The organism is Sphingobacterium spiritivorum (genome assembly GCF_016725325.1).
GTDB lineage: Bacteria > Bacteroidota > Bacteroidia > Sphingobacteriales > Sphingobacteriaceae > Sphingobacterium.
The window spans coordinates 617,390-643,661 of sequence record NZ_CP068083.1 but is presented as its reverse complement, the minus strand read 5'-3'; the positions used below and the strand labels follow the sequence as shown (position 1 = coordinate 643,661).

At 40.7% G+C, this 26,272-nt stretch carries 22 protein-coding genes and 1 tRNA gene; 6 read left to right on the top strand and 17 right to left on the bottom strand.

Features of this window, described 5'->3' with window-relative positions; genetic code table 11:
• Positions 1–4: 4 nt before the first annotated feature.
• The 7 genes from I6J02_RS02440 to I6J02_RS02410 form a co-directional block, all read right to left on the bottom strand.
• Complete coding sequence (locus I6J02_RS02440; RefSeq protein WP_201680254.1) at positions 5–1,192, bottom strand: aspartate aminotransferase family protein; 1,188 nt, start codon at positions 1,190–1,192, stop codon at positions 5–7.
• A gap of 51 nt (positions 1,193–1,243) precedes the next feature.
• Positions 1,244–1,696 carry a hypothetical protein gene (locus tag I6J02_RS02435; RefSeq protein WP_236582263.1) on the bottom strand — a complete coding sequence of 151 codons (453 nt, stop codon included), beginning with the start codon at positions 1,694–1,696 and terminating at the stop codon, positions 1,244–1,246.
• A gap of 3 nt (positions 1,697–1,699) precedes the next feature.
• The gene (locus tag I6J02_RS02430; protein ID WP_201680252.1) at positions 1,700–2,536 is read right to left on the bottom strand and encodes a hypothetical protein; all 837 of its coding nucleotides are present in this window, start codon (positions 2,534–2,536) and stop codon (positions 1,700–1,702) included.
• 35 nt (positions 2,537–2,571) lie between these two features.
• Positions 2,572–3,117, bottom strand: a complete 546-nt coding sequence (locus I6J02_RS02425; RefSeq protein WP_201680251.1) for an RNA polymerase sigma factor — start codon at positions 3,115–3,117, stop codon at positions 2,572–2,574.
• A 21-nt stretch (positions 3,118–3,138) separates the two neighbouring features.
• Positions 3,139–4,092, bottom strand: coding sequence for a transketolase family protein (locus I6J02_RS02420; RefSeq protein WP_201680250.1), 954 nt, complete (start codon positions 4,090–4,092; stop codon positions 3,139–3,141).
• A 75-nt stretch (positions 4,093–4,167) separates the two neighbouring features.
• Entirely contained in the window at positions 4,168–5,016 is an 849-nt protein-coding gene (locus I6J02_RS02415) for a transketolase (protein WP_201680249.1), read from the bottom strand.
• Between the two features lie 107 nt (positions 5,017–5,123).
• Positions 5,124–7,496, bottom strand: a complete 2,373-nt coding sequence (locus tag I6J02_RS02410; protein ID WP_201680248.1) for an outer membrane beta-barrel family protein — start codon at positions 7,494–7,496, stop codon at positions 5,124–5,126.
• Between the two features lie 120 nt (positions 7,497–7,616).
• Between I6J02_RS02410 and I6J02_RS02405 the strand changes: the two genes are divergently transcribed.
• Positions 7,617–8,948, top strand: coding sequence for a sensor histidine kinase (locus tag I6J02_RS02405; protein ID WP_201680247.1), 1,332 nt, complete (start codon positions 7,617–7,619; stop codon positions 8,946–8,948).
• The gene (locus tag I6J02_RS02400) at positions 8,938–9,615 is read left to right on the top strand and encodes a response regulator transcription factor (RefSeq protein WP_201680246.1); all 678 of its coding nucleotides are present in this window, start codon (positions 8,938–8,940) and stop codon (positions 9,613–9,615) included. Before I6J02_RS02405 ends, I6J02_RS02400 begins: the two co-directional genes overlap by 11 nt.
• Before the next feature lie 9 nt (positions 9,616–9,624).
• Here I6J02_RS02400 and I6J02_RS02395 read toward each other — a convergent pair whose 3' ends face one another.
• From I6J02_RS02395 to I6J02_RS02380, 4 genes are all read right to left on the bottom strand, one after another.
• Positions 9,625–10,194, bottom strand: a complete 570-nt coding sequence (locus tag I6J02_RS02395; protein WP_201680245.1) for a hypothetical protein — start codon at positions 10,192–10,194, stop codon at positions 9,625–9,627.
• A 102-nt stretch (positions 10,195–10,296) separates the two neighbouring features.
• A complete protein-coding gene (locus I6J02_RS02390) occupies positions 10,297–10,851 on the bottom strand; it encodes a NifU family protein (RefSeq protein WP_002993121.1) in 555 nt (184 codons plus the stop codon).
• A 74-nt stretch (positions 10,852–10,925) separates the two neighbouring features.
• A complete protein-coding gene (purB, locus tag I6J02_RS02385; protein ID WP_201680244.1) occupies positions 10,926–12,275 on the bottom strand; it encodes an adenylosuccinate lyase in 1,350 nt (449 codons plus the stop codon).
• A gap of 128 nt (positions 12,276–12,403) precedes the next feature.
• Positions 12,404–12,622, bottom strand: a complete 219-nt coding sequence (locus I6J02_RS02380; protein ID WP_002993125.1) for a hypothetical protein — start codon at positions 12,620–12,622, stop codon at positions 12,404–12,406.
• Between the two features lie 885 nt (positions 12,623–13,507).
• On the opposite strand from I6J02_RS02380, the gene I6J02_RS02375 reads away from it, so the two are divergent.
• Both I6J02_RS02375 and I6J02_RS02370 read left to right on the top strand, forming a co-directional pair.
• Positions 13,508–14,857, top strand: a complete 1,350-nt coding sequence (locus tag I6J02_RS02375) for an acyl-CoA dehydrogenase family protein (protein ID WP_201680243.1) — start codon at positions 13,508–13,510, stop codon at positions 14,855–14,857.
• A gap of 80 nt (positions 14,858–14,937) precedes the next feature.
• Positions 14,938–15,720: a M48 family metallopeptidase gene (locus I6J02_RS02370; RefSeq protein ID WP_201680242.1), complete on the top strand. Its 783-nt coding sequence runs from the start codon at positions 14,938–14,940 to the stop codon at positions 15,718–15,720.
• Positions 15,721–15,800: 80 nt separating this feature from the next.
• On the opposite strand, the gene yidC is transcribed toward I6J02_RS02370, so the two are convergent.
• The 4 genes from yidC to I6J02_RS02350 form a co-directional block, all read right to left on the bottom strand.
• A complete protein-coding gene (gene yidC / locus I6J02_RS02365) occupies positions 15,801–17,624 on the bottom strand; it encodes a membrane protein insertase YidC (RefSeq protein WP_201680241.1) in 1,824 nt (607 codons plus the stop codon).
• A 40-nt stretch (positions 17,625–17,664) separates the two neighbouring features.
• The gene (locus I6J02_RS02360) at positions 17,665–19,284 is read right to left on the bottom strand and encodes a CTP synthase (RefSeq protein ID WP_201680240.1); all 1,620 of its coding nucleotides are present in this window, start codon (positions 19,282–19,284) and stop codon (positions 17,665–17,667) included.
• 227 nt (positions 19,285–19,511) lie between these two features.
• Positions 19,512–20,597 carry a family 10 glycosylhydrolase gene (locus I6J02_RS02355; protein ID WP_201680239.1) on the bottom strand — a complete coding sequence of 362 codons (1,086 nt, stop codon included), beginning with the start codon at positions 20,595–20,597 and terminating at the stop codon, positions 19,512–19,514.
• A 5-nt stretch (positions 20,598–20,602) separates the two neighbouring features.
• Positions 20,603–21,703 carry a carbohydrate-binding family 9-like protein gene (locus tag I6J02_RS02350; RefSeq protein ID WP_236582262.1) on the bottom strand — a complete coding sequence of 367 codons (1,101 nt, stop codon included), beginning with the start codon at positions 21,701–21,703 and terminating at the stop codon, positions 20,603–20,605.
• A 162-nt stretch (positions 21,704–21,865) separates the two neighbouring features.
• Here I6J02_RS02350 and I6J02_RS02345 point away from each other — a divergent pair, with 162 nt between their 5' ends.
• Positions 21,866–22,855, top strand: coding sequence for a potassium channel beta subunit family protein (locus I6J02_RS02345; protein WP_201680238.1), 990 nt, complete (start codon positions 21,866–21,868; stop codon positions 22,853–22,855).
• 77 nt (positions 22,856–22,932) lie between these two features.
• Here I6J02_RS02345 and rplS read toward each other — a convergent pair whose 3' ends face one another.
• Positions 22,933–23,280, bottom strand: coding sequence for a 50S ribosomal protein L19 (gene rplS / locus I6J02_RS02340; protein WP_002993135.1), 348 nt, complete (start codon positions 23,278–23,280; stop codon positions 22,933–22,935).
• Positions 23,281–23,560: 280 nt separating this feature from the next.
• Between rplS and I6J02_RS02335 the strand changes: the two genes are divergently transcribed.
• Positions 23,561–23,634 (top strand) — tRNA-Pro (locus tag I6J02_RS02335).
• Between the two features lie 480 nt (positions 23,635–24,114).
• On the opposite strand, the gene I6J02_RS02330 is transcribed toward I6J02_RS02335, so the two are convergent.
• Complete coding sequence (locus tag I6J02_RS02330; protein WP_201680237.1) at positions 24,115–25,674, bottom strand: Fic family protein; 1,560 nt, start codon at positions 25,672–25,674, stop codon at positions 24,115–24,117.
• Positions 25,675–26,272 lie beyond the last annotated feature (598 nt).

Genomic DNA, 26,272 nt, shown 5'->3' with positions numbered 1-26,272 from the left:
TATACTAAGCGTATTTTTCTACTCCTGCCAGAATTAGGGTACAGGCTTCTCGGATCTGATCCGTGGTGATCGTCAGCGGAGGTGCTACCCGCAGTGCAGTCTCACAGTGCAGATACCAGTCTATCATCACACCATGTTCAGCGCAGTACTTGCTAACTTGGTAGACCTGATCAAAATTTTCCAGTTGCAGACACATCATCAGACCTAATCCGCGTATCTCTTTAATTTTCGGATGCTGGAGCAACTGACGGAAAAGCAGTGCTTTTTCCTCTACCTGTTCGATCAGTTTTTCATCTTTTATGACCTGTAAGGATGCTCTTGCTGCGGCACAACTTACAGGATGTCCTCCGAATGTGGTGATATGTCCTAACATGGGATTGTCTTTGATCACATCCATGATCTGTTTAGGAGCAACGAATGCTCCCAGAGGCATTCCTCCTCCTATACCTTTTGCCAGCATAAGAATGTCCGGAACGATGCCGAAATGTTCGAAAGCAAAGAGTTTTCCGGTACGTCCGAATCCGGTTTGTATCTCATCAAAGATTAGCAGTGTTCCGGTTTCATCACAACGCTTGCGCACAGCCTGCATATAAGCTATGTCGGGGACGCGTACACCAGCCTCACCCTGAATAGCTTCTAAGATGACAGCTGCGGTCTTATCAGTGATCGCAGATAGATCTGAAAGATCATTGAAGGTAATAAAGTCTATCTCCGGTAGCAAAGGCGCATATGCGGTTTGATAATCTTCATTGCCGATAAGGCTAAGTGCTCCCTGTGTACTTCCGTGGTATGCTTTTTTTGCAGCTATAATCTGTCTTCTTCCTGTGAAGCGTTTTGCAATTTTCATGGATCCTTCTACAGCTTCCGCTCCGCTGTTTGTCAGATATACCGATTCAAAAGACGAGGGTAGCACAGCCAGCAGATCTGTTGCAAACTGTACCTGTGGTGCCTGTACAAACTCACCATATACAGTGACATGGAGATATTTGTCCAGTTGCTCCCGTATTGCCTCCAGTACCTTAGGATGTCTGTGACCTATATTGCTCACATTAAAACCCGATACCAGATCCATATATTGTTGTCCCTGCGGACCATATAAATAAATTCCTTCTGCTTTTTCTACTTCTACCAGACGGGGAGAGTTTGATGTCTGGGCTGTATTCATCAGGAATAATTCACGATTACTTAACATGTTGATTTTGATTTAAATAAAAAGAAGAAGTCTTTTGGACTTCTTCCTGTATTATCTTCGGCCGGCACCGTTTTTTCGGCTTTGCCATTCTTTATAGAGAAGTTCTATGAAATTTTGCTCGATCTCAAAAAATTGTGAAGCCCGTGAATTGCCTATGATACGGGCGAATTTTGCACGGTATTCTTTCTTGATTTCCAGTTCTTTGGCGTCATATGCGATTACATCCCTGGATCCGCCTTGTCTGAAGCCATTGCTTCTGCCCGGCGTACTCTGTTTGGGACCAATTTTTTCATTACGTATAGCCCACATTTCCTGTGAATACTCATTGTAGAGCGGGAAGAACTGTTGCGCCTCTGAATTGCTCAGATTGAGCTCTTTGGTAATATAGGCAATTTTCTCGTTCTCTATAGCTTTGAAACGCTCATTATCGCGCTGTGCATGAGCAGATAAAGTCAATAGAAATACAAAACAACATGCTGCTAATATCTTTTTCAACTGTAACATCACTTATAATGAATATTTTAAGTACTCTTCAATATCTTCGTTATCAATCTGACTTCCTACGCCAGCCGACTCCTCAGGTTCATAAATATATTGTGTGAAATAGACCATATTATCGCCACTGTTCGTGGCAGCAAGATAGTTTATAATTTCAGCATCAGATACATTTGCCAGTTCTGAATGTAGATCAGTTGTAGCTGTTTCTTCTTGTTGAATACCGAAATAAGCACCCAATCCCAGTATCAGGGTAACTGAGGCCGCAGCTGCATATCGCATCCAGTTACGACGTTTCAGACCTCCGATAGGGACAATTTTTGGTTGTTCTTTTTCAAATGCTTTAGCCTGTATGTCTGCAGACAACTGATCAAAGTAATTTGAAGGAACAGTATAACCGTCTTCTTTTACTTCTGCTTTCAATCGATCTGTAGCAATACCTGCAAAAATGGAATCTTCTAATGTATTGAAGTAATCTTCCGGTACGGCAAAACCTTCTTCTTTTATCTGATCTTTCCATCGGTCTGCAGTGATATTTGCAGTGATCTGTTGTTGAAGCTGATCAAAATAGTTAGAAGGAACTGTAAATCCGTTTTCTTCTGTATTGGTTTTCAGCTGATCCATTTTTACCGCTGTCATCAGGCGGGAGTGAAGATCATTGAAATAATTTTCAGGAGTACTAAAGGATTCTTCTTCGGAGGGAGCGGTATTCAAAAGTCTGATCTGTGAGCAAAGACCGGATTCGAGATTTTCAAAATAATCTTTAGGTACGGCAAAAGGGTTTACACGCAATGATTCGGGAAGATTATTATCTTCGTTATGATCATGATATGTGTTATTTTCCTTCATAGTAAGTAGTATAGAATACACTAAGCATAAAAGGTTTAATCGTGCGTGTGAAAAAAGTGCTCAATTTTTTTCACAGCCAGATGATAAGAGGCTTTTAATGCTCCTACACTTGTCCCCAATACATCTGATATCTCTTCATACTTCATATCATCGAAGTATTTCATGTTGAATACCAGTTTTTGCTTTTCCGGTAGTGTTAACAGTGCCTGTTGCAATTTCAACTGAGCTTTATCTCCGTTAAAATAGCTGCCATCCGAAAGGGATTCGGCCAGATAGGCAGATGTGTCGTCATCCAACGACACATTCTGCTTCTGTTTTTTCTTATTCAGAAAGGTAATACATTCATTCGTCGCGATACGATATAGCCAGGTGTACAACTGAGAGTCTTCACGGAAGTTGCCCAGATTGCGCCATACCTTGATAAAGATATCCTGTACCACATCATCGGCATCGTCATGATCGATTACCATCCTTCTCACATGCCAATAAATTTTTTGCTGATATTTCTTCAACAATAATCCGAATGCTTCCTCGCGCGTGGCTTCGTCCGCAAATTTCGAAATTATTAAAGTATCTTCCATATATTGACGTTGTGGTCTTTATTATTTTCTCTTAATTACTTTCTGAGCTGCAGCAACGATTGCTTCTGCATTCAAACCGTATTTCTCCATTAACTGGGCCGGAGTTCCGGATTCACCGAAACTGTCGTTTACAGCAACATACTCTTGTGGAGTAGGCAAATGTTTCGCCAAAACCTGTGCCACACTGTCGCCCAGACCACCCAGACGGTTGTGTTCTTCAGCTGTAACTACACATTTTGTTTTACCAACAGATTTCAATACAGCTTCTTCATCCAGAGGTTTAATTGTATGAATGTTGATGATTTCTGCACTGATACCTAGTTCTGCCAGTTTTTCTCCGGCCTGGATTGCTTCCCATACCAGGTGACCTGTAGCGATGATCGTTACGTCAGTACCCTCATTCAACAGGATAGCTTTACCGATGACGAACTCCTGATCTGCAGGAGTAAAGTTAGGTACTACAGGACGTCCGAAACGTAAGTATACAGGACCGTGGTGTTTGGCAACAGCAATAGTAGCTGCTTTGGTCTGGTTGAAATCACATGGGTTGATTACTGTCATTCCAGGTAACATTTTCATCAGACCGATATCTTCCAGGATCTGGTGCGTAGCACCGTCTTCTCCCAGTGTAAGACCTGCGTGTGAAGCAGCAATCTTTACATTTTTGTCCGAATAGGCGATAGATTGACGTATCTGGTCATAAACACGACCTGTAGAGAAATTGGCAAATGTACCTGTGAATGGAACTTTACCGCCTATTGTCAGACCCGCTGCGATACCCATCATGTTTGCTTCTGCAATACCAATCTGGAAAAAACGCTCCGGAAATTCTTTTATGAAATCGTTCATTTTCAATGAACCGATCAAGTCAGCACATAAGGCCACGACATTTTCGTCCTGCTTACCAGCTTCCAGTAATCCAGCTCCGAAACCCGAACGTGTATCTTTTGATTCTGTGTATGTATATTTTTTCATTCTTTTAGTATGGAGTAGTTGGTATTTAGTCTTCAGATTTTTTCTAAATACAAATTACTAAAATCTAATATCTGATTAATAATCTCCTAAAGTTTGTTGTAACTGACCTAATGCAGATGTTAACTGGTCATCATTCGGTGCTACACCATGCCATTTGTGAGATCCCATCATAAAGTCAACACCATTACCCATTTCTGTATGCATCAGGATAACAACCGGTTTTCCTTTTCCGGTATGTGATTTTGCTTCTTCAAGACCTGCTACAACAGCAGTCATATCGTTACCTTTTGCAATTTCAAGTACATCCCATCCGAAAGCTTCCCATTTAGCACGGAGATCTCCCAGTGAAAGTACCTGATCTGTAGAACCGTCAATCTGTGCTTTGTTGTAGTCAACGGTTGCAATCAGATTGTCTATTTTGTTATGAGGTGCATACATCGCAGCTTCCCACACCTGTCCTTCCTGAAGCTCACCGTCGCCCATCAGGACGTACACCAGATTATTGTCTTTGTTTAATTTTTTTGCTTGTGCAGCACCGATCGCTACAGAAAGTCCCTGACCCAAAGATCCGGAAGCAATACGGATTCCCGGAAGACCTTCGTGTGTCGTCGGGTGTCCCTGCAGACGGGAGTTGATCTTTCTGAAAGTAGCTAATTCACTTACTTCAAAATAACCCGCTCTTGCCAGTGTACTGTAGAAAACAGGAGAAATGTGACCATTTGACAAGAAGAAGAGATCTTCTCCGATTCCGTCCATATGGAATGACGGATTGCGTTTCATAGCGTTGAAATAAAGCGCCACAAAATAATCGGTACAACCTAATGATCCTCCAGGGTGTCCTGACTGACAGGCGTGTACCATGCGTACGATGTCACGTCTTACTTGCGATGCGATTTGTTCTAGTTTGTTTATATCTGCACTCATTTTAATATTTGGTTTTCACAACTCCCGCAAAGTTAGTTATTTTTCATAGAGTAGCCCGATAAAAAGTTATTTTAATGTCTGAATTAAATTATTGACTGATAAGATGTTTACAGACGATTCTGTTCATCTGTTTTCCTTATAGTTTTATTGTTTCTGATCGTCTGATTTCCAAAGTTAAAGCGCAATGTTGCACTTATTTTCCGGGTGTCCTGATAATCCAGGAAATAATTGTTCTGATTCGCATAGTTGGTTGCAACTTTCACTTTTTCCGATTTGAAAATGTCCAGAAAATAGAGACTCAGTTCTAATTTTTTATGCATAAACTTACGATTCATAACAAAGTAGGTGGATGAAAATCCGGAAATTCTGAACGGTCCCTGTATAGAGGGGGAGTAATAAGAATTGCCAACTTCTACATTCCAGTCTGTTTTTTTATTAAGGATAAAGCTGGTACTGAGTGTTGTATTAAGCTGGTACACATCATTTTTATGAATCAGTTTATCTACACCTTCAAAATAATTTTCATTGTACATTGCCGAAAGCATTCCATTTATAGACCACCAGGGTTTGATATCCAGATTCTTGCTTATATCTATTCCTGCGCCTTGTCCCTTTTCGATATTGGTGTAGTGATAGATCAGGTTGTGAGTGGCATCATCCTGATAGGAAATTTCCATAGAAGGCCATTTCTCATAACGGTAGAACAAATCAATATTCCAGTTATTTCGGGTATAAGTCAGGTTCAGGTTATGTACAATGGTTGCGCGAAGACGTGCATCTCCCTGAAAATAGGAGAAGAGATTGTAATAGGATTTGGTCGGATTGAGCCAGGAGTAAGAAGGTCTGCTGATACGTTTACCATAGGAAAAACCGATCTGTGACTTATCATTCGTCTCGTATTGTGCATAGAAAGTAGGAAACAGTGTCAGGTAATCGGTTTTGTTGATATCGGATGGTTGCGATACGGTTCCGGTTAAGTTTGTGTATTCAGCACGCAGGCCGGCTTTGAGACTCCACTTTTTCCATTGATAGGATGCTGATCCATATCCGGCGACATTATGTTCCTGATAATCAAAATCACTGCTTTTTTCCGGTCTGAAAGCTAATTCCCCATTTTCATTGTCTGCAAATATCAGTTTACTGAATGTGCTTACGTAGCTGTATTTTCCTCCAAATTCCAGTTCCAGTTGCTTTCCTTTGTGGCTGAAATCTACTTGTGTGGAAAAAAGCCTGGTCTTATTGTCGTTGTCACTGGTAAAATGTGAAGTGGACGGAGCCTGATCTTTAAAATTAAGCTCTGTAAGGATGTCCTGATAATTAACCCTGTTATTCGTGGTGTAATAAGTGGCCCAGTCTAAGGTATTAGCGGTAGAGAATTTTTTGACCAGTTGCAGAAACAGGTTGTTGTTTTTTGTGCTTCTGTAATGATCATTGGTTGTCAGATAGTTGGATTCTACCTGCTGCTGCTGATTATAGATAAGTGTAGGTACACGGTATATTCCTTCTGAATTGGGACTGTAAAATCCATTCCAGCCAAAAGATAGTGTTAATGTACTATCCGGATTATAATCTGCTGTAAACACGTAGGTTTGTTGATTTTTATTTTCATCGATACGGTCCATTTTGCTGATCCAAGTCGTATTATCACTTGCATATTGCACATAATCGGTGCCGTAGCGAGCATAAGTTCCTCTTCCGAAATTGTAGATTCCTTTGAAATTGAACTTTTCCGTTTTGAAATAGTTGGTAAGTCCGAAAATTTGTTTGCCGTAGTTACTTTGTTCCACCTTCGCTAATAGTACACCTCTGTAGCCATACAGTTGATTCTGTTTCATTTTGATATTAATAATAGCCGTTCCGGAGGCTTCATATTTGGCAGGAGGATTCGTAATGACTTCCACCGCCTGTACATCAGTTCCCGAACTGTTCTCTAACAGGTTTTTCAATTCCTCTCCGGTAAGAGTGACCGGTTTATCATTGATCATAACCAGTATATTGCGACTTCCTTTGATACTGATGTCCGAACCGAGGACTTTGACCAGTGGCGTACGTTTCAGTATTTCCCAGCTGCTCAGTGCAGAGATATTACTGTTTTGTACATTAAATTCAAGACGATCTACTTTTCGGGTTACACGAGGACGTTTGCCTTCTACAGTTACCTCTTCCAATTGGTTTGTCTTTGCTGCCAGACGGATCAGGAACTGATTTTGTATGGTGTCGGGCTGAACAAATTCTTCGTAGGTCTGATAATTAAGATCCTTAGCACTGATATAGTAATTGGTTTTGTGGTCAAGGGAGAGCGTAAATTTTCCGGATGCATCTGTCTGTGTTTCATAGATTGTCTTGTATAAGCTGTCCATGAGCACTACCGTAACATTTGCCAGTGTTTCATTTTTATCGTTGATTACTTTACCTTGCATCTGTTTTTGCTGCGCCCATAAAAGAGACGGAAAAAGAAAGAGTATTAGAATGTGTTTCATATTTGAAGATCGTATCTGATAGGGCAAAAGTGTCTATTCAGTTTTACAGACTCGGTTAATGAAGCGTTAATGATGGGTTAAGGTCTGTTTAAGATCGGATCTACTGATTATATTTGTTTTATGAATGGAAAGCTTTCAAGGTTAATTCTTACATTTTCAATACTCTTTATTGTGCTGATCGGGATACAGGTTTATTTTATCTCTAATTCGTATCAGCTCAAACGCAGAGAGATTATCGAAGGGGTGAAGCAGAGTCTGTCTTCACTGGAGGATGATGTAGATATCTTTGACGCTAATCTGATGAAGGATGATGAAGCGCAGGAGTCTTTCTGGAAAGTTGAGAAAAAACAGTGGACAGAAAATGATTTACGAGGTTTATATGCCCGTAAGGCTAAATCTGTAGAAGGGAAACTGACCCGGTATGTGGATAGTACTTTTGCAGAGAAGGGATATAAGGTCGGGGTGATGAAAGAATTCGTGACTGTGATTTCACGCAGTACCAATCAGCCCCTTATTCAGCATCCTCTTCTGCTCTACAGAACCAGTACACCGGTTTCAAAAAAATATCTGCTGACATCTGGTAAATGGGAAACCAGTTATAACTCTACGACAACTACTGACGATAAAAAAACAAAGATATCATCTCAAAGAAAATACAGCTATCATGTGGTACGTAAGACGTATTTTGAGATCAATAATCTGCAATGGATTGTTTTTAAAGACTTGTTGTTTTTGATTATCACATCAGTATTGATTCTGATGGCAGTATTGATTTTATTCTATCTGACCTACAAAAATCTGTTGCGTCAGCGAAAGCAGATAGACGTTCTCCATGATATGATGGACAATATTTCCCATGAACTCAAAACGCCTATTGCCACCCTCAAGATTGCATCAAAAACACTGGAGCACAATACCGACCCGGAAGTTGTAAAGGTTATCGGACGTCAGGTTGATCGTCTTGAAAATATGTTGCAGCCGATTATGCAGCAGGAGAGGGGGGATGAATTGACGTATTGGACAAGTGCTGATGCGAAGGCTTTTCTGAGTGATTTTCAGTTGGCACATCCGATGATTACATTAGAGGTAGAACAACTTTTTGATCATGATCTTAAGTTGGATAAATATGATATCGAAACTATTCTCACTAATCTTTTGAGTAACAGTATAAAATATGGAGCGAAGTCTGTGTCTTTATCTTTTGAGCTGAACGAAGGACTGGTCCGGATTATTGTAAAAGATGATGGAGTGGGGATTGACAAAGTGGAGCAGCCTTATATTTTTGAGAAATTTTACCGTATCCAGAAAGATAATATACATGATACCAAAGGGCTGGGGCTGGGGCTGTATATTGTAAAGCAGATTGTCAGTAAGTATAAAGGAGAGGTGACCGTCTTCAGTGAACTTAGCAAAGGTGCGGCATTCCGTATATCATTACCTTATGAAGTATAATATTTTATTAGTCGAGGACGATGAAGACTTTGGCTTTATGCTGAAGCAGTATCTGGAACTTTCCGGTCTGGAAGTAAGGCTCATTGCTCATCCACAGGAAGCAGAGGCTTTGCTGGATCAGGATTTTACCTTTCACCTGGCTATTCTGGATGTCATGATGCCTTATATGAGCGGCTTTACACTCGCACAAAAGATTCTTAGCCGGTATCCGGGATTTCCGTTTATCTTTCTGACCGCCAAGGATCAGAAGATAGATAAACTTACAGGACTTAAAATCGGAGCCGATGATTATATTACCAAGCCCTGCGATCCGGAGGAGCTTGTGCTGCGTATTCAGAATATTGTCCGCCGCAGCCAGCCGATATTGCCTGTTGCGGAAATAAAAATCGGAACCTACATATTTGACCGGTCTAATTTTCTGTTGATTCATCCGAAGGAAACTTTCCGGCTGACCGAACGCGAAGTGAATCTGCTCCTGTATCTATGGAGCCAAAACAAACAATTAGTGACGCGGGATCAGATACTGGAACAGGTGTGGGGGACTACGGATTTTTTTACAGGGAGAAGTATGGATGTATTTATCAGCCGCCTGCGTAAATATCTGAGCCATGATCCCGAATTACAGATTAACTCCGTGCGGGGAATTGGCTTCGATGTGAGGTTATAAACGGTATAATCAGTCCTCTTTATCCAGACTTTGCCAGTAAGCCAATACCTTATCTTTGACGGAGTCTGGTAACTGCTCAAAATTAGCTGAAAAATAATCCTTTTTATAACTGTCTGTCGCTTTTGCTTCTATTGTATAGAACTGTTTTTTATGGAAGAGTAGCAGAATGACAGCATGTTGCTGATCTATATTGCTTGCTGCATTTTTGGAAAAGATAAACAGGCTTTCAGGATAATGATCTTTATCGCTGTCAAAGAATGCTTTCCGGTTGGACCAGGTCATCAGGATTTCATTGGGGAAGCAAAAGTCCTTCTTACTTTGAAGGATCCATTTATTATTCTCTTTCAGAAATTCTTCTGCATACAAAGAGTCTGTATCCGTTCCTTTTTCATTTTTTGAAAAAATATACATGCGGGTCGGGCCGTTTGTTTCTACAGCATCTGCCATCATAATACGCGTTCCGCTATATGGAATTCTGTTTCGGTCTATATTGTCTTTGTTTACCGTGATAAGGCTCACCTGGGCCTGCAGCATCGATCCGGTAAACAGAAATAATAGAATTATCAGGTACTTTTTCATAATGTTAAGCTGTTATTTGCACAGAGGTTATCTAAAGATAGCACAAAAAAACGGGAGTATTGTGTTATACTCCCGTTTTCTATATTTACGATATACGTGTTATTACATAGCTTCAGCAACCACTTCTTCTACTTCCGGAACCATTCTTTTCAGAAGGCCTTCAATACCAGATTTTAGTGTGATAGTAGAAGACGGGCAGCCACTGCAGGATCCGCGCAATTCTACGGTTACAATTCCGTTATCAAACGATTTGTAGTGAATAGCTCCACCATCCTGTTCTACTGCAGGACGTACATAGTCGTGCAATACCTGCTGGATCTTGACTTCTACTTCTGTTCCTTCAAAATTAGTGTCCTCGTCGTGATGAACTTCTTTTACGGCAAGTTCGGATTCTACTGCTCCTTTTACAAAATCTTTAAGAATAGCTTCAATATCACTCCATTCCACATCGTCCGATTTGGTGATAGTCACGAAGTTGCTTGCAAAAAATACTCCGGTTACGAAGTTGAACTTGAAGAGTTCAAATGCAAATGGAGATTCCTGCGCTTTCTCTTTATTGGGATAATCCAGACTGCCGTTGATCAATAATTTATTGACCAAAAACTTCATAGTTGCTGGATTAGGAGTACTTTCTGTATATACGTTTATGGTTGCCATAGTTTTCTCTCTAGTTATATGATGACAAATATAGGAGTTTTACTTATGCCTGCCCGTCATCAAAGCGTCAAAGGTTACAGTTCTACTCCGGTATAGTTAGATGGCGAAATTGCTTTTAACTCTGCTTTTACAGCTTCACTGACATTCAGGTTCTCCACAAATACAGCAATAGTGTCTTGTGTGACATGTGTATTTGTACGGGTCAGATCCTTCAGTGCTTCGTATGGCTGCGGATATCCTTCACGGCGCAGTACAGTCTGTATCGCTTCGGCGACTACAGCCCAGTTGTTGTTAAGGTCATCCTGTAATGCTTTCTCATTTAAGATAAGTTTACGTAAACCTCTCAATGTAGATTTGATTGCGATAAGTGTATGTGCAAACGGAACTCCGATATTACGTAATACCGTAGAATCTGTCAGGTCGCGTTGCAGACGTGAAACAGGAAGTTTCGCCGCCAGATGTTCAAAAATGGCATTAGCCATACCCAGATTACCTTCTGCATTTTCAAAGTCAATAGGATTTACTTTATGAGGCATAGCCGATGAACCAATTTGTCCTGCAGTAATCTTTTGTTTGAAATATTCCATCGAAATATATGTCCAGATATCTCTGCACAGATCGATGATAATATTATTGATGCGTTTCAAGGCATCACAGCTTGCCGCAAAATTGTCATAATGCTCAATTTGTGTAGTGGTTTGTGAACGGTCTAATCCTAAGATATTGTTTACAAAATTATTTCCGAAGTCCACCCAGTTTTGGTTAGGATAAGCAATCTGGTGTGCGTTGAAATTACCGGTAGCACCTCCGAATTTAGCTGAATATGGCACCGCATTTAATAACTGAAGTTGTTTTTCTATACGCTCTACGAATACTTTGATCTCTTTTCCCAATTTGGTTGGAGAGGCCGGTTGTCCGTGCGTACGTGCCAGCATCGGAATAGCTGTCCATTCTTTCGATAGAGCTGTCAGTTCATTTACCAATTCCTGAATAGCAGGAGTATAGCTTTTCTCGATTGCTTCTTTCCAAGAATATGGAATGGCGGTATTATTAATGTCCTGAGAAGTCAGCCCAAAGTGAATAAACTCAAGAGAATCGTGCAGACCGAACTGCTCAAATTTGTCTTTAATAAAGTATTCTACAGCTTTGACGTCATGGTTAGTGATCTTTTCTTTATCCTTGATCCACTGCGCATCTTCCGGCGTGAAGTTGAGGTATAACGCTCTTAATTTTTCATTTAATGATCCGTCAAAATGTTGTAATTGTGGAATGCCGGAACCCGTCAATGCAATAAAGTATTCGATTTCTACCAGTACACGGTATTTGATCAGTGCAAATTCAGAAAAATATGCAGATAGTTCGTTGGTAGCATTATAGTAACGGCCGTCTACAGGAGACACCGCTGTTAAAGAAGATAAAGCCATGTTTGTCAATTTATTTTGACAAAAATAGCAAAACGAGCACGTATTCCCAATTTAGAGTGGTAAAAACAAAAAGACCGGTACAAATTTGTACCGGTCTTTAATGAGTTTTTTATGCTCTCAATCGGAGATTAGTGAGCAGCTTTTACTGAATCAGCGATAGAATCACCTTTAGCTTTTACTGAATCAGCTACGTTGTTCAATGAATCAGCGATAGAGTCAGTAGTAGCTTGGATTGAATCACCTAATGAATCTGCAGTTTCAGCAGTTTTAGTAGATGAGTTACCACATGAAGCGAAAGCTAAAGTTAAAGCTAAACCTAAAAATCCGAATTTGAATAAGTTTTTCATTTTTAATTTTCTATTTTAATTGAAACAAATTTGTTTATTTATCTTTAATACCCGTAACCTAAAAAGGTAACCCCGAATATTTTATTTTTTTTAATTTTTTTATTTAAACTGCTGTTTTTCTGTGTTTTAAAGTTTTAAAAAATATTATTTTTTATTTTTAAAGCGACTTGAAAAACAAATAATCGTTTAAATATGGCGCAAATATGGGATATTAATATGACGTTGTCAAGACTTTTATTTTAATTAATGTGTTTATTTTCATGTAATTATTGTAAATAACTTATAATCAGTTATTTATATTTCATTGCAAAGAATATGAAGTTAACGGGGATGCCAACTAACGGATCTTTTAATTGGCTGATTTGCTTTGTTTTAAAAGAATTAGTGGGGACACCAATTGACGCATCATCTTCTATTTACCTTATTCTTCTTAGTCGGTAAAAGGTGGTTATGCTATACAGTTGGCGGTGACACCAACTGACGCACTTTTTAATTGACTGATTTACTTTGTTTTAAAAGAATTGGTGGGGACAGCAATTGACGCATCATCTTCTATTTACCTTATTCTTCTTAGTCAGTAAAAGGTGGGTATGCTATACAGTTGGCAAGGATGTGAACTGATGTACTTTTTAATTGACTGATTTACTTTGTTTTAAAAGAATTGGTGGGACAGCAATTGACGCATCATCTTCTATTTACCTTATTCTTCTTAGTCAGTAAAAAGGTGGTTATGCTGTACGGTTAGCAAGGACGTGAACTGATGTACCTGATATTGTGTGGCAGCTACTTCTCAGGTGACTGTGAAAAGTAGTCCTATTATTTTTCAATAATAAAAACTAAATTAAAAGGCTCTTTGTTGTTAAAGAGGTTTAAACCGATACAGTTATGTTTGATAAAATAAAAAATATGATGGGCCTGATGAAGTCTATCGATCTGGAACAAATTGAAAAAATATCAAAGAAGATAGATCTGAAACAGGTAATGGAGGCTATCTCTAAAATGGATGATAAGCAATTGCAGGCTGTAACCAAAATGCTGACCGGAGGAGGTAAGAAGAAGGAGCTTCCGCCGATCAATGGGGATTTTTATGATATTGATGCCAAATTAGGTCCGGAGGATCGTGCACTTCAGCTGAAAGTGCGCTCTTTTATGGAGACGGAGATCAAGCCAATCGTCAACAATTACTGGTTAAGAGATGAATTTCCTTTTGAGATCATTCCCAAGTTTGCCGCTCTGAATATCGCCGGATATACATATGAAGGATATGGCTGTGCAGGAGGAACTTCCCTTATGGAAGGTGTTGTTGCAGCTGAGATCGCGCGGGTAGATGCTTCTATCGCTACTTTTTTCGGGGTGCAGAGTGGTCTGGCAATGGGATCAATTTATATCTGTGGTTCAGAGGAACAGAAACAGGAATGGCTGCCGAAGATGCAGAAGATGGAGGTGATCGGTGCTTTTGGCCTGACGGAGCCGGAAGTAGGGTCGGGAGCTGCAGGTGGTCTGACTACAACCTGCCAGAAGACAGAACAGGGCTGGGTACTCAACGGGCAGAAAAAGTGGATCGGTAATTCTACCTTTTCGGATATTACGATTGTGTGGGCCCGTGATCTGGATGACGGAGAAGTCAAAGGATTTATTGTACGGAAGGATACACCCGGATTTGAAGTAGAGAAGATAAAGGGTAAAATGGCTCTGCGTATCGTGCAGAATGGCTTGATTACGATGACAAACTGTGTGGTAGCAGAAGCTGACCGTTTGCAGAATGCCAACTCTTTTAAAGATACGGCCAAGGTGTTGCAGATGACACGTGCTGGTGTGGCCTGGATGGCTGTAGGTTGTGCGCGTGGTGCATATGAAAATGCGCTGGACTATACCCGTCAGCGTAAGCAGTTTGGTAAACCTATTGCCGCATTTCAGCTTATTCAGAACCATCTGGTAGAAATGTTGTCCAATCTCACCGCGATGCAGACACTTGTATTCCGGTTGTCTGAATTACAGGATGCCGGACAGCTAAAAGATGAACATGCTTCTCTGGCAAAAGTCTTCTGTTCGCTGCGGACGCGCGATATCGTATCCAAGGCCCGGGAAGTCATGGGAGGAAATGGTATTTTATTAGAATATAATGTGGCTCGTTTTCTGGCTGATGCTGAGGCTATTTATTCGTATGAGGGTACCAAAGAGATCAATTCTCTGATCGTCGGAAGAAGTATTACAGGGTTCAGTGCATTTGTTTAGCACGATAATTGTAACGAAAAAGTGATAATCTGAAATGCTGTACGGCATTTCAATGAATAGTTACTTTATATTATTTAGTTATGATCAAAAAGATTTTATTAACCTCTTGTGCTGTGGCCTTGTTGTCATCAGTAAGTTATGGACAGTTTAAGCTGAATTCAAAGACCGTTGGTTCTGCGACTAAAGCGGTCAAAGCAGTGACCCTGAGCAATGAAGATGTAGTAAAATATACGAAAGAGTATATCAAATGGATGGATGAGAACAATCCGGTCGCTCCGGATAATGATGAACTGGCTATCCGTTTGAAAAAATTGACTTCGGGTTTGAGTAACTATGACGGACTTGACCTGAATTTTAAAGTATATCTGGTACGTGATGTGAATGCATTTGCCTGTGCTGATGGCAGTGTCAGAGTATGTGCCGGATTGATGCAGGCGATGACTGATGAGGAAGTATTAGGCGTTATCGGTCATGAGATCGGTCACGTGAAGAATGAAGATTCTAAAGATGCTTTCCGTACAGCTTTGCTGACTTCGGCATTGAAAGACGGTGTATCTTCACAGGGAGGTACTGCAGCAGCTCTTTCTGATTCACAACTTGGGGCTTTGAGTGAGCAGATCGCAAACTCAAGTTTTTCCCGCAAACAGGAATCACTTGCCGATGATTATGGATACGAGTTCCTGAAAAAACAGAAATCCAATCCATGGTATATGGCTAAAGCTTTCGAAAAACTGAATGAAATGTCAGGAGGGGAGAAGCAAAGTGCAACTCAAAAACTGATGTCTTCTCATCCGGATACACCTAAGCGTGTAGAGACTATGTCTAAAAAGGCGGAAAAGGAAGGCTTTAAAAAGCCTGAATAACAGAAATTATCCGTTATAAATAAAAAAGTGGCGGTTTCCATATGGAAACCGCCACTTTTTATATGATCAGAACCGAGGTTCTATTTTTTATTTTTCTGTGCCTGTTGTTGTCTCATCATTTCTTCCATTTTAGATTGGAAAGATGATTTTTTCTTTTCAGACTCCGGTCTTTTTTTATTCTGTTCGATCTTCGCCAGAATTTTGTCATCATCTACGAATGAACGAATCAATAATTGCGTCAGGAATGTAAATACCGCACCTAAGAAGTAGTAGTAGTTAAGACCTGCCGGGAAACTGTTCAGGACAAAGAAGAAAATCAACGGCATAAAGTATCCGATATATTTCATTTGTCCGGTTGCTCCGGATGTTGCATTATTATACCAGGTAGTCAGTAGAGTTGTCAATGTCATAAGCACACACATTAAAGAGATGTGATCGATACCGAAGATTGCCGGGAATGTGATTGGCGAATCGTAGGTTGACAAATCTTTTACCCACAGGAAGCTCTCTCCTCTTAATTCGAACAGGTTCGGGAAGAAGTAGAAAAAGGCGATGGTAAACGGCATCTGCAGTACCAGCGGGAGACATCCTCCCAGTGGATTTACACCGGCCTGTTTATATAATTTCATCTGCTCCTGTTGTAACAATACGGCATTATCTTCACCTACTTTAGCTTTTATTTCATCCAGTTGAGGCTTCAACACGCGCATTTTGGCCATAGACTGGTACGACTTGTAGGTCAGCGGGAATAAGACACCTTTTAACAGGATCGTCAGAATCAGGATCACAATACCATAGCTCATGTGGAATCCGTCCAGGAAGTTGAATACCGGAACCGTGATCCACTGGTTGATCCAGCGCATCGGACCCCAGCCCATATTGATGATACTGTTTGAACCGTCGTTCTGTGCTTTCAGGATATTGTATTTGTTCGGACCAAAGAAGAAATTAAAAGAATACTGGTTGTCTTTCTGGTTTGAAAAATCAAGTTTTGCTTTAGCACTGTATAATTTTACGATATCTGCTTCAGCAGCGGTCTTCACATCCAGATCAGCAGAAGCAAAACCTGTCTTGCTGGTCAGAATACTTGAAAAATAATGTTGCTTGAATGCGATCCATGTTAATCTTTTGTCCAGCTGATCATCATCATCACCTGATTCTTTTAAGTGATCTACATTGTTTTCTGCAGTTTTGTAATAGATAGAGGACTTATCACGCTCTCCTTTTACATTTTTCTCTTTCTGGTACAATACAGCTCCCCAATCCAGAAGGATTGTTTTTTGATCCTGAGGGATCAGGTTCTGTAAACCTACTGCATTGACATCCAGTCCCAGATTGTAATCATCGCCTTTCAAGGTATAGGTGTACTCGATATATTGCGCATCATTATAGCTCAGTCTGAATTTCACTGTCTTTGAATCTCCTTTGCTTACCGATACATCAGCATCTGTCGTCTGGAAATTAAGATTGTTGGTGGAGATATTCTGACCGGCAGCGTTGAACATCAGACCAAATCTGTTGTTATTCCCGTCAAACAGGATTAACGGAGATCCGTCGAAATTCTTTTCGTTTTTCAGCTCAACAGATTTTACACGACCACCTTTAGAAGTGATCTTTGCAATGATCTTTTCGTTTTGCAGGGTGATAATTTTTTCTTCACCGTATTTTGCAGCTCCGAAAGGTTTTTTCAGTTCGGCTGAATCTACCTGATTGGTATTAACAGCAGTTTTCGCTGGTGTTTTTGTTGTGTCAGCTACCGGAGGTAAGCCTTCTTTGACTCTTTTCAGAGAGTCTTGCAGTCTTTGTTCTTGTTTAATCTCCGATTCTGAGGGTTTCATTAAATAAAATGATCCACCTAAGATGGCGAAGATTAGGATTAAACCAATTAGGGTATTTCTATCCATCTTTAATTATTAATTTCTATTCAATATTATCCGCAACTGCTTATTTTGTTGCTTTCGCTTTTTTGCCTGCCAAAGAAGCGGCTACAAAGCTAACAAAAAGTGGGTGAGGATTTGCAACAGTTGACTTTAATTCTGGATGAAATTGTCCGGCTACGAAAAATGGATGGTTTTTCAGCTCGACTATTTCTACAAGACCTGTCTTCGGATTAAAGCCTGACGCGATCATTCCGGCTTTTTCATATTGCTCCAGATACGCATTATTGAATTCGTAACGGTGACGGTGTCTTTCTGATATTTTTGCTTTCCCGTAGATACCGAATGCTTTTGTTCCTTTTTTGATTTCACAGTCATATGCACCTAATCTCATGGTTCCACCCATATTTTTGATGTTTTTCTGTTCTTCCATCAGGTTGATCACCGGATAAGGCGTGCTTTCGTCCATTTCAAAGCTGTTTGCACCTTTCAGACCCAATACATTGCGTCCGAATTCAATTACTGAGCATTGCATACCCAGACAGATTCCGAAGAAAGGAATGTTATTTTCTCTCACATACTGAATCGTTGTCAGCTTACCTTCCAGTCCGCGTTCTCCGAATCCCGGAGCAACTAATACGCCATCCATAGCTTTTAGTTTGTCCTTCACATTTTCAGGAGCGACACTTTCAGCAGCGATATAGTGTACTTTTACTTTGCATTCATTGCTTGCACCGGCATGGATAAAGGCTTCCGAAATGGATTTATATGCGTCCGGCAATTCAATATATTTACCTACCAGCGCAATATTCACTTCGTTTGTAGGATTTTTCAGTTTACCAAGGAATGTTTTCCAGTTCGTCAGATCCGGATCATTTTTGGTAGAAAGTTTCAATTTGGTCAATACAGTTTTATCCAGCTGTTCTTTCAGCATCAATAACGGTACATCATAGATTGTAGATGCGTCGATCGATTCGACTACGGCATTGATATTTACATTACAGAACAAGGCCAGTTTCTTACGGATATCCTGTGAAAGAGTATGTTCTGTACGGCATACCAGAATATCAGGTTGTACCCCATATTCCAATAATGTTTTTACCGAGTGTTGTGTTGGTTTTGTTTTAAGCTCACCTGCTGCAGCAAGGTAAGGTACCAGTGTCAGGTGGATGACGAGAGAATCGTTATTGCCCAATTCCCATCTTAACTGACGTACAGCTTCAATAAACGGAAGCGATTCGATATCACCTACAGTTCCGCCCAGCTCTGTGATCACGATATCGTATTCACCGGTTTCACCCAACAGTTGCATACGGCGTTTGATCTCATCGGTGATATGCGGGATTACCTGTACGGTTTTACCCAGATAGGCGCCTTCACGTTCTTTTTGAATGACATGCTGATATATTCTACCAGTCGTGACGTTGTTAGCCTGAGAAGTTGCTACATTCAGAAAACGCTCGTAGTGTCCGAGGTCAAGATCTGTTTCTGCACCGTCTTCGGTAACATAACATTCCCCATGTTCGTACGGATTCAATGTTCCCGGATCGATGTTAATGTAAGGGTCAAATTTCTGGATGGTAACCTTATAGCCACGTGCCTGGAGAAGCTTGGCAAGAGAAGCTGCAATAATGCCTTTCCCTAACGACGAAGTAACGCCGCCCGTAACAAAAATATATTTAGTCATAGCAATTTTGGATTTCGAACTAAAAAATATGGGGGGATTGGTCCCCATTCATCAGCTTTATGTACGGGATACAAAGATAGAAATTTTTTCTGGATGTCGTGTTTTTTCCTGTCTGAAAAAGTAAAATGTTTCTGCAATCTCCGGAAAATAAAAAATGGCTATTAAACCTGTAGGATATATCTCCTTCTGCCGATGAGATTAGCCTACAGGTTTTTAATGGGTATATATTACCCGAATTTTATTTTTTTAATGGCTTTGAGTACGTCGGCATTAATTTCGGATTCACCGAATAAGGACACTCCTGCGGCACCGTTTTCTTTCGCCAGCTGAATAGCGGTTTCCAGTTCGTGTACATCTTTGAAATCCGGTAAATAGAGACCTGCATACAGCGGAAACTTTTTATGCAGTGTATGGACACCTTCTGATACAGCTTCGCCGATCCAAGATACCGGCTCCCTGTAAAATCCGTGATAGATCATCGGAAAGACAGCAGACAGATTCCAGTTGGTCCAGTCCTGACGCACGATGCGTTTGGCCAAGTCCGGGGTAGGGAATACGGCTGCAGTCAGGGGTTTATGGTATTCTTTAGCGACTTCAGCGATACGGTTTACGACATTATTGATCTGGCGGTAACGAAAGCTGCGCCAGGAAAGGCTTTGTGCCGGATATTCCAGTTTATCGATGTCGATTCCTGTTTCTTTTTTGAAAGCATCTTTGCTGAATTTGCTGTAACAGAAGTCATAGTCCGGCAGTTCGCTGCTTTGATCCAGTTTATAGTTCTGCCAAAGGTTGACCGGCAGTACCACATCCGGATAGCGGATATAGTCCAGGTGCAGACCGTCTACATCTTTTTTCTCCAGTTGCTCCCTGGCCTTGTCCTCCAGGTATTTGGGAACATCCGGATGGGAGGGGCAGAGGAAGCGGTAGTAATTGACATAAGCAGGGTCTGTAGCGCATGATTTCCCCGATCTGGAAACTGCGTACCATTCGGGATGAGCCTGCAGTAATTCTTTCTCTCCTCTGTTCATGGTCCACATCCAGCGATGGGTCTGCAGTCCCTGCTCTTTCGCTATGGCAAAATGTTTTTCTGAATAATTCTCGAAAAGCAGTCCGACTACTCCTGCATCTTTCCATGACTTATATCTTTCTTTTAATGTGGCAGAGGTATCTTTTTCATTGGGTCTTACCCAGAACCAATAATCAAAATTGAAAGAATGCTGTGACGATATTCCGGCTATCACATCCGCAGGTTTGAGACTTAGCGCTGCAACACTTCCGGCAGCCAGTTTTAAAAAATTTCTTCTGTTACTCATGAGGTTTATGGATTAGTATCAAAATTTCCCTTGCTGTCTACTGTAGCAGTCTGTCTGGGATTGGACTTGCTGCGCAGGAGCAGGCTATAATAGTTTTTTTGCGAATTCGTCAACAGTTCAACGTCATAGGTTTTCAGATACGGCTGAATATGTGTCGTATAGGAGGGCAGATGACTTAGTTTGGACGTATAGACCTTATTCTTGTCAAAATACAGTTTTTGTAAATAATGGATATTCCAGCTCAGTTTGGATATCGCATAATAAGGAGGCAGTTCCGGTACGGTATCCTGTTGCTCGGTTACAAACTGGATATAGCCCCAGCGTTCCGGATAGTGCATATTGATGACTCCTATCGGAGACCATACCCAGTTGTCTTCTTCTATGCGTTTATTGTTTTTTAATTTTCTGCTGTATTTTCCGTTCTGGATTTCATGTTGCCACTGCACACGTGAAAAATTGATCTGCCAGTAATCTTTTGGCTTAGGGGCATTGCCCGGCCCGTAAGCCCGTAAGGATTCAAACGGAATAGCCATTTCTACGGCCCAGTACTTGTCTGTATTATCCGGATTATTGACTGTTCCTTCGTTGTGGACAGCCGAACGCAATCCTTTAACATCCCAGTGTACGAGTGCATTTCCGCCAAAACGGTAGGGCTTCGATAGCAACAGGTCAAAGATGGTATTGAGTACATTGACCTCTATTTCATAATATTCACTTTGGTGGATATTAGGTTTGATAAAGATCTCAAAGTCATTGTTGTGGTATATAATCTCGTCATGCTTCTCGAGATTACCCCATATGTGCGGCTCTTCCATCTGTGCATATACATACAGGTATTCGTCATCCCAGAGCATCTTGACCTGTGTCTTATAGGTCGGATCCGGAAGCTGTTTTCCCTGTATATCGACAAAAAGATTTGTCCAGGCTGTATTCTGCCAGTCTTGTTCGCTGGCTTTTCCGTCAATTTCTACCGGCTTTTCCGTTTTTACTACAGCATAGGTCTGAGGTATGCTTTGCAAGGCCTCGAACTGGGCTGTATTTTGTTGACCGGAACAGGGGGAAACCAATAACAGTGTACAAATAGTCGATAGCAGAATGTTTTTCATGTATAGGGCTAATAATAAATGTTGAAGTTAAAGTAAATTGTTTTAGCAACGAAATTCTGGCCATTCTGTAAAAGAAATGTTGCAACTAAATTTTAGAACTCTTTTTCCCAAATATCAGTCTGAAAGTATAACTTTAGTACGTATATAAATTAGATAGTTTTTATGGAATATAGAAGAATGGGAAAGACGGGGCTCCAACTGAGTGTGCTTTCCTTCGGATCCTGGGTGACTTTTGCCCGTCAGACGGATGATCAGCAGAATGATCGCCTTATGTCTGTGGCTTATGATGCGGGGATCAATTTTTTTGATAATGCAGAGGTTTATTCCAACGGCTTGTCGGAGGAGATGATGGGACGTATCCTGAAGCAGAAGGATTGGGACCGTTCATCTTATGTCGTATCCAGCAAGGCTTTTTTTGGCTGGAAGGGTGCGGATAAAAAACCTAATCAGCATGGATTGAGCCGTAAGCATCTTACGGAGGCCTGCCATGAGGCGCTGACACGCCTGCAGGTGGAGTATCTGGATTTGTATTATTGCCATCGTCCGGATAAGAATGTGCCGATTGAAGAGGTGGTGCGTACTATGAATACGCTGATTCAGCAGGGTAAGATTCTGTATTGGGGTACGAGTGAGTGGTCTGCTGCGGAGATTGTAGAAGCACATGCTGCAGCAGGTAGACTGGGACTGGAAGCTCCTGCCGTCGAACAACCGGAGTATAACTTGTTTAACCGCCAGAAGATGGAGGCGGATTACCTGACTATCTTTAAGAATCTGGGTATGGGAACTACGATCTGGAGTCCGCTGGCTTCGGGTTTGCTAACCGGAAAGTATAATAACGGTATACCGGAAGATTCGCGTCTGGCACTGGAAGGCTATGGCTGGCTTAAAGACAGAGCACTGGCACAGGATAAACTGAACAGGGTAGAGGAGTTGGGTAAACTGGCGGTGCAGTTGGGTGTGTCGTTGCCTACATTGGCGATTGCCTGGTGTGTCCGCAATCCAAATGTCACTACGGCTATCTTAGGTGCGACCAAGGAGAGTCAGTTGCTGGAAAATCTGAAAGCACTGGAGGTATTGCCGTTACTGACACCGGAGGTGTTAACGCAGATCGACGATATTATGCAGACCAAGCCATTTGTATCCGAATATTAATCCGGGTACAGTAAAGTAAACATAAAAAAGGCTTTGAAGTATCTTCAAAGCCTTTTTTATGTTCGTTGAGTAAATAATTATACTCGTCTTGTTTTGATACGAGCAGCTTTACCAGTACGATCGCGTAAATAAAATAATTTCGCACGACGAACTTTACCGTAGCTATTTACTACAATTTGGTCAATGTTAGGGGAATTTACAGGGAAAATACGCTCAACACCAATACCGTTAGAGATTTTACGTACGGTGAAAGTTGCATTAGTACCTTCGCTGTTTAATTGGATCACCACACCTTGGTACACTTGCACACGCTCTTTGTTTCCTTCGCGAATTTTATAATGAACGCTGATGGTATCTCCTGCTTTGAAAGCGGGAATTTCGTTTTTCGTAACCGCTTGTTCTTCTACAAATTTTACTAAATCCATGATTTCGAGTAATTAATAACGATTTTGTCCTGTAAAAATCGGAATGCAATATTACAGCTTTTTTTTCAATTTCAAAAATACTTTTTTCAAAAAGTTGAGTTCTTGTATTTCGGATACAAAAGTACACAATTTTGCGGGTATTATATAAGATGTAAATAATATTTAATAAAGTTCGTTATGAGTGGGTTACAGATATATTTGGCCGAGAAGTCAAAAAATATTTGACAAAATGGTTTTTCGCCGTATATTTGTGCCACAGAAAATAAAGGTGATACCTTTTCGGGGTGTAGCGTAGCCCGGTATCGCGCCACATTTGGGATGTGGAGGTCGTAGGTTCGAATCCTGCCACCCCGACTGAAAAGCTCTGACGAAAGTCAGGGCTTTTTTTTGTTTTCGGCGGGATGAGAACCGTTGGTTCGATCCGCAGGAGGCTCAGGGATTGTGTTTGGGGCGAGAGGGGCTGAGCCAATCCTGCCACCCCGACAATAAAATCGAAGCTCTCTGTTTAACGGAGAGCTTTTTTTGTTTTCAGAATTTGTCAAGCTTGCTTTAGACAGATTTGAAAACAAAAAAAGGATCATACCGAATTGTTGGAGGATATTGTGTCTGAGAACTGCTTCTCCATAGTTCACAAGGATACTTTAATGTTCCAATGTCTCAATTGTTTGTTCGACGGTGACCTTTTTAAGAAAACTGGAACAGATTAATAAGGATTCGGATCTAAAACATTTAATACAAAGTTAGACATGCAAAAAGGAAGGACAATATCGTCAATCCTTTTTCCTGTTAGCCAAAGCTTCTGTTTAACACAGAAGCTTTGGCTAACATAAAAAACTATACTGGTAACTTAGCTACAGCTTTTCCTTTCATTGCCTCATTCACCAAGTAGCCAACTAAAACGGCAAATGGAGTAATATCCTGCTCTACACTTGCTTTTTCAAGTGCTTGCATATATTCATCTCTCCGTTCGACGGGTATCACTGTCCATGGATAACCGCCAGAAGCCAGCATAACATTCATCATGAACCGTCCTATACGTCCATTGCCGTCCATGTAAGGATGAATGAATACAAATATGAAATGCCCTAAAAGGGCTCTTACTGAAGCTTCGGGTTCTTCTTCCAGCAATTCAAATAATATGGGCATTGCATCTCTCATCGCATCTACGTTAAGCGGTACATGTTTGGAATTTCCTATATATACCTGATGGTTACGATATCCAGCCAGATCAGAGGCTGTGAGGAGTCCGGCAGTTACACTTGGGTCAAACAATTCTCTGTACCATTTTGAATGATCCATATCTACCTGTCTGCCGGCATTTTTTCCTAGTAATATAGCTTTTATACTCTCTTTTACCGATAGAAAAGCCTGATAATAACCTCTGGCAGCCATCGCATCACGTTGTTTGCGGTCTTCTTCATTTTCCTTAACACTCCATTCTCCTGAACTGACCTTGGCAATAAGTTCGGGCGTTACGAGGTAACGCTCAATCGATAATGAATGGTAGGCATCTGTCATATAGATGTCATCTATGTTTTTTATAAACGTATCGTGGTCGGCAGGAATGCCAGGTAAAGGAGGAAAGTGTTTGATCACAATTTCACGCATTTGTATCCACATCAGACGTATACGATTGGCATAAGGCGAGCGCTCGCGGACAGGTAACTTGAGGTCCAGTTTGCTCTCAAAAGGATCTTCTTCGCGGATATCATAGTCCGCCTGCTTAAAGGTATCCATGATTTGATCAGCTATCTTTTCTCTGTCAATATTCCGGAAAGCTCCAGCAAGTCGTCCGGCCAAAGTAGTATGCCCCTTCTCTAGCAGTATAGGTAAAACCTCAGAAGCATCCCGGATAAGTGACAGTGCTGTACGAGCATCAATGGCGTAACGGGTATATGTAATGGGAGAACTGTAGATCAATGCTGATTGTAGGGTGTATATCCGGATACCATTTGGAGTTACAATGAGCTGATCTGTCGATGGTAGTTCTCCACGTATATTGAACAATGAAGTGTTATGCGGGAATGATGTAGGGTTATTGTTTCCTTTAGGCGAACGGACAAGCAATTGCTGTGGTACCGACTGATTTCCTGCATGTAATAATAGCGACTGATCGGCGGAGAGACACCAATTATTACCATACCTTCTTTCCAGAAATACAGTAATAAAATCCCAATAAGAGCTATACCAGGCAGTCGTTTCCCCATCCTTTTCTTCCGGACTAGTGGATATATACCATCCTTTTGCTACTTCTCTTATAAAGCCATTTTTCGAAAGTATCTCACGATATTTCCGATTTGGCATATCATCAGTATGAATACCTGTAATACCTTTGTCCTGTAAATCCTGTAAGAATTTTAGAGCTTCTACAAATCGTTCGCGTGGTGTTGCCATATCCTTATAAATTTATTAAACACTGTTGTGTTATTTTTATTAAATGTAGACGTGACAAATTTATTAAATATTGTTGTGATGTTTTTATTAAATTATGTTATGCTGAAAAACACATCAGTTTAATTAAAATGTACAATTCAGTAAAGCTTATACCATAGAGTTGTTTAATTCAGCTAGAATTATCTTTCACTTGTCGTAACTAAGTGTATGAAAAATCATTCATAATATCAACTTTTTTCAAATGTTTTCAGTGTGTTTCGTTATCCATATACGGATAATAATTTATTTGTAGCGATTGTTTCATTTTAGCTTATGGTATTTATTGTAAGCTGTTAAAATGTAGTTCGTTGTATAATATTGGGGGCAGTAGGGTGAAATACATCTATAAAGAAAGGTTGGCGAAATGTTTTGTATATTACCTTCGTTAAAAAAAATGTTGAAAATAGAAACAAAGAATGGCTGAAAGTAGAAAATCTCCATTTTCATACTTATATTATGCTCATAAAAGTAACATAATATCAAGAAGATAGTGCTAAAAAAGCCTTTACATAACATCGTATTGGCGAAATGGAGGGATAATGTAGAAATTGAAGGTTTC

Bases quoted from the DNA above. Each gene is read 5' to 3' on its own strand.
- I6J02_RS02390 (WP_002993121.1), bottom strand. From the start codon at position 10,851: ATGGCAACCATAAACGTATATACAGAAAGTACTCCTAATCCAGCAACT.
- I6J02_RS02360 (WP_201680240.1), bottom strand. From the start codon at position 19,284: ATGACTAAATATATTTTTGTTACGGGCGGCGTTACTTCGTCGTTAGGG.
- I6J02_RS02435 (WP_236582263.1), bottom strand. From the start codon at position 1,696: ATGTTACAGTTGAAAAAGATATTAGCAGCATGTTGTTTTGTATTTCTA.
- I6J02_RS02380 (WP_002993125.1), bottom strand. From the start codon at position 12,622: ATGAAAAACTTATTCAAATTCGGATTTTTAGGTTTAGCTTTAACTTTA.
- yidC (WP_201680241.1), bottom strand. From the start codon at position 17,624: ATGGATAGAAATACCCTAATTGGTTTAATCCTAATCTTCGCCATCTTA.
- I6J02_RS02420 (WP_201680250.1), bottom strand. From the start codon at position 4,092: ATGAAAAAATATACATACACAGAATCAAAAGATACACGTTCGGGTTTC.
- I6J02_RS02415 (WP_201680249.1), bottom strand. From the start codon at position 5,016: ATGAGTGCAGATATAAACAAACTAGAACAAATCGCATCGCAAGTAAGA.
- rplS (WP_002993135.1), bottom strand. From the start codon at position 23,280: ATGGATTTAGTAAAATTTGTAGAAGAACAAGCGGTTACGAAAAACGAA.
- I6J02_RS02405 (WP_201680247.1), top strand. From the start codon at position 7,617: ATGAATGGAAAGCTTTCAAGGTTAATTCTTACATTTTCAATACTCTTT.
- I6J02_RS02440 (WP_201680254.1), bottom strand. From the start codon at position 1,192: ATGTTAAGTAATCGTGAATTATTCCTGATGAATACAGCCCAGACATCA.
- purB (WP_201680244.1), bottom strand. From the start codon at position 12,275: ATGGCTTTATCTTCTTTAACAGCGGTGTCTCCTGTAGACGGCCGTTAC.
- I6J02_RS02400 (WP_201680246.1), top strand. From the start codon at position 8,938: ATGAAGTATAATATTTTATTAGTCGAGGACGATGAAGACTTTGGCTTT.
- I6J02_RS02345 (WP_201680238.1), top strand. From the start codon at position 21,866: ATGGAATATAGAAGAATGGGAAAGACGGGGCTCCAACTGAGTGTGCTT.
- I6J02_RS02430 (WP_201680252.1), bottom strand. From the start codon at position 2,536: ATGAAGGAAAATAACACATATCATGATCATAACGAAGATAATAATCTT.
- I6J02_RS02425 (WP_201680251.1), bottom strand. From the start codon at position 3,117: ATGGAAGATACTTTAATAATTTCGAAATTTGCGGACGAAGCCACGCGC.
- I6J02_RS02355 (WP_201680239.1), bottom strand. From the start codon at position 20,597: ATGAGTAACAGAAGAAATTTTTTAAAACTGGCTGCCGGAAGTGTTGCA.
- I6J02_RS02350 (WP_236582262.1), bottom strand. From the start codon at position 21,703: ATGAAAAACATTCTGCTATCGACTATTTGTACACTGTTATTGGTTTCC.
- I6J02_RS02375 (WP_201680243.1), top strand. From the start codon at position 13,508: ATGTTTGATAAAATAAAAAATATGATGGGCCTGATGAAGTCTATCGAT.
- I6J02_RS02330 (WP_201680237.1), bottom strand. From the start codon at position 25,674: ATGGCAACACCACGCGAACGATTTGTAGAAGCTCTAAAATTCTTACAG.
- I6J02_RS02395 (WP_201680245.1), bottom strand. From the start codon at position 10,194: ATGAAAAAGTACCTGATAATTCTATTATTTCTGTTTACCGGATCGATG.
- I6J02_RS02370 (WP_201680242.1), top strand. From the start codon at position 14,938: ATGATCAAAAAGATTTTATTAACCTCTTGTGCTGTGGCCTTGTTGTCA.
- I6J02_RS02410 (WP_201680248.1), bottom strand. From the start codon at position 7,496: ATGAAACACATTCTAATACTCTTTCTTTTTCCGTCTCTTTTATGGGCG.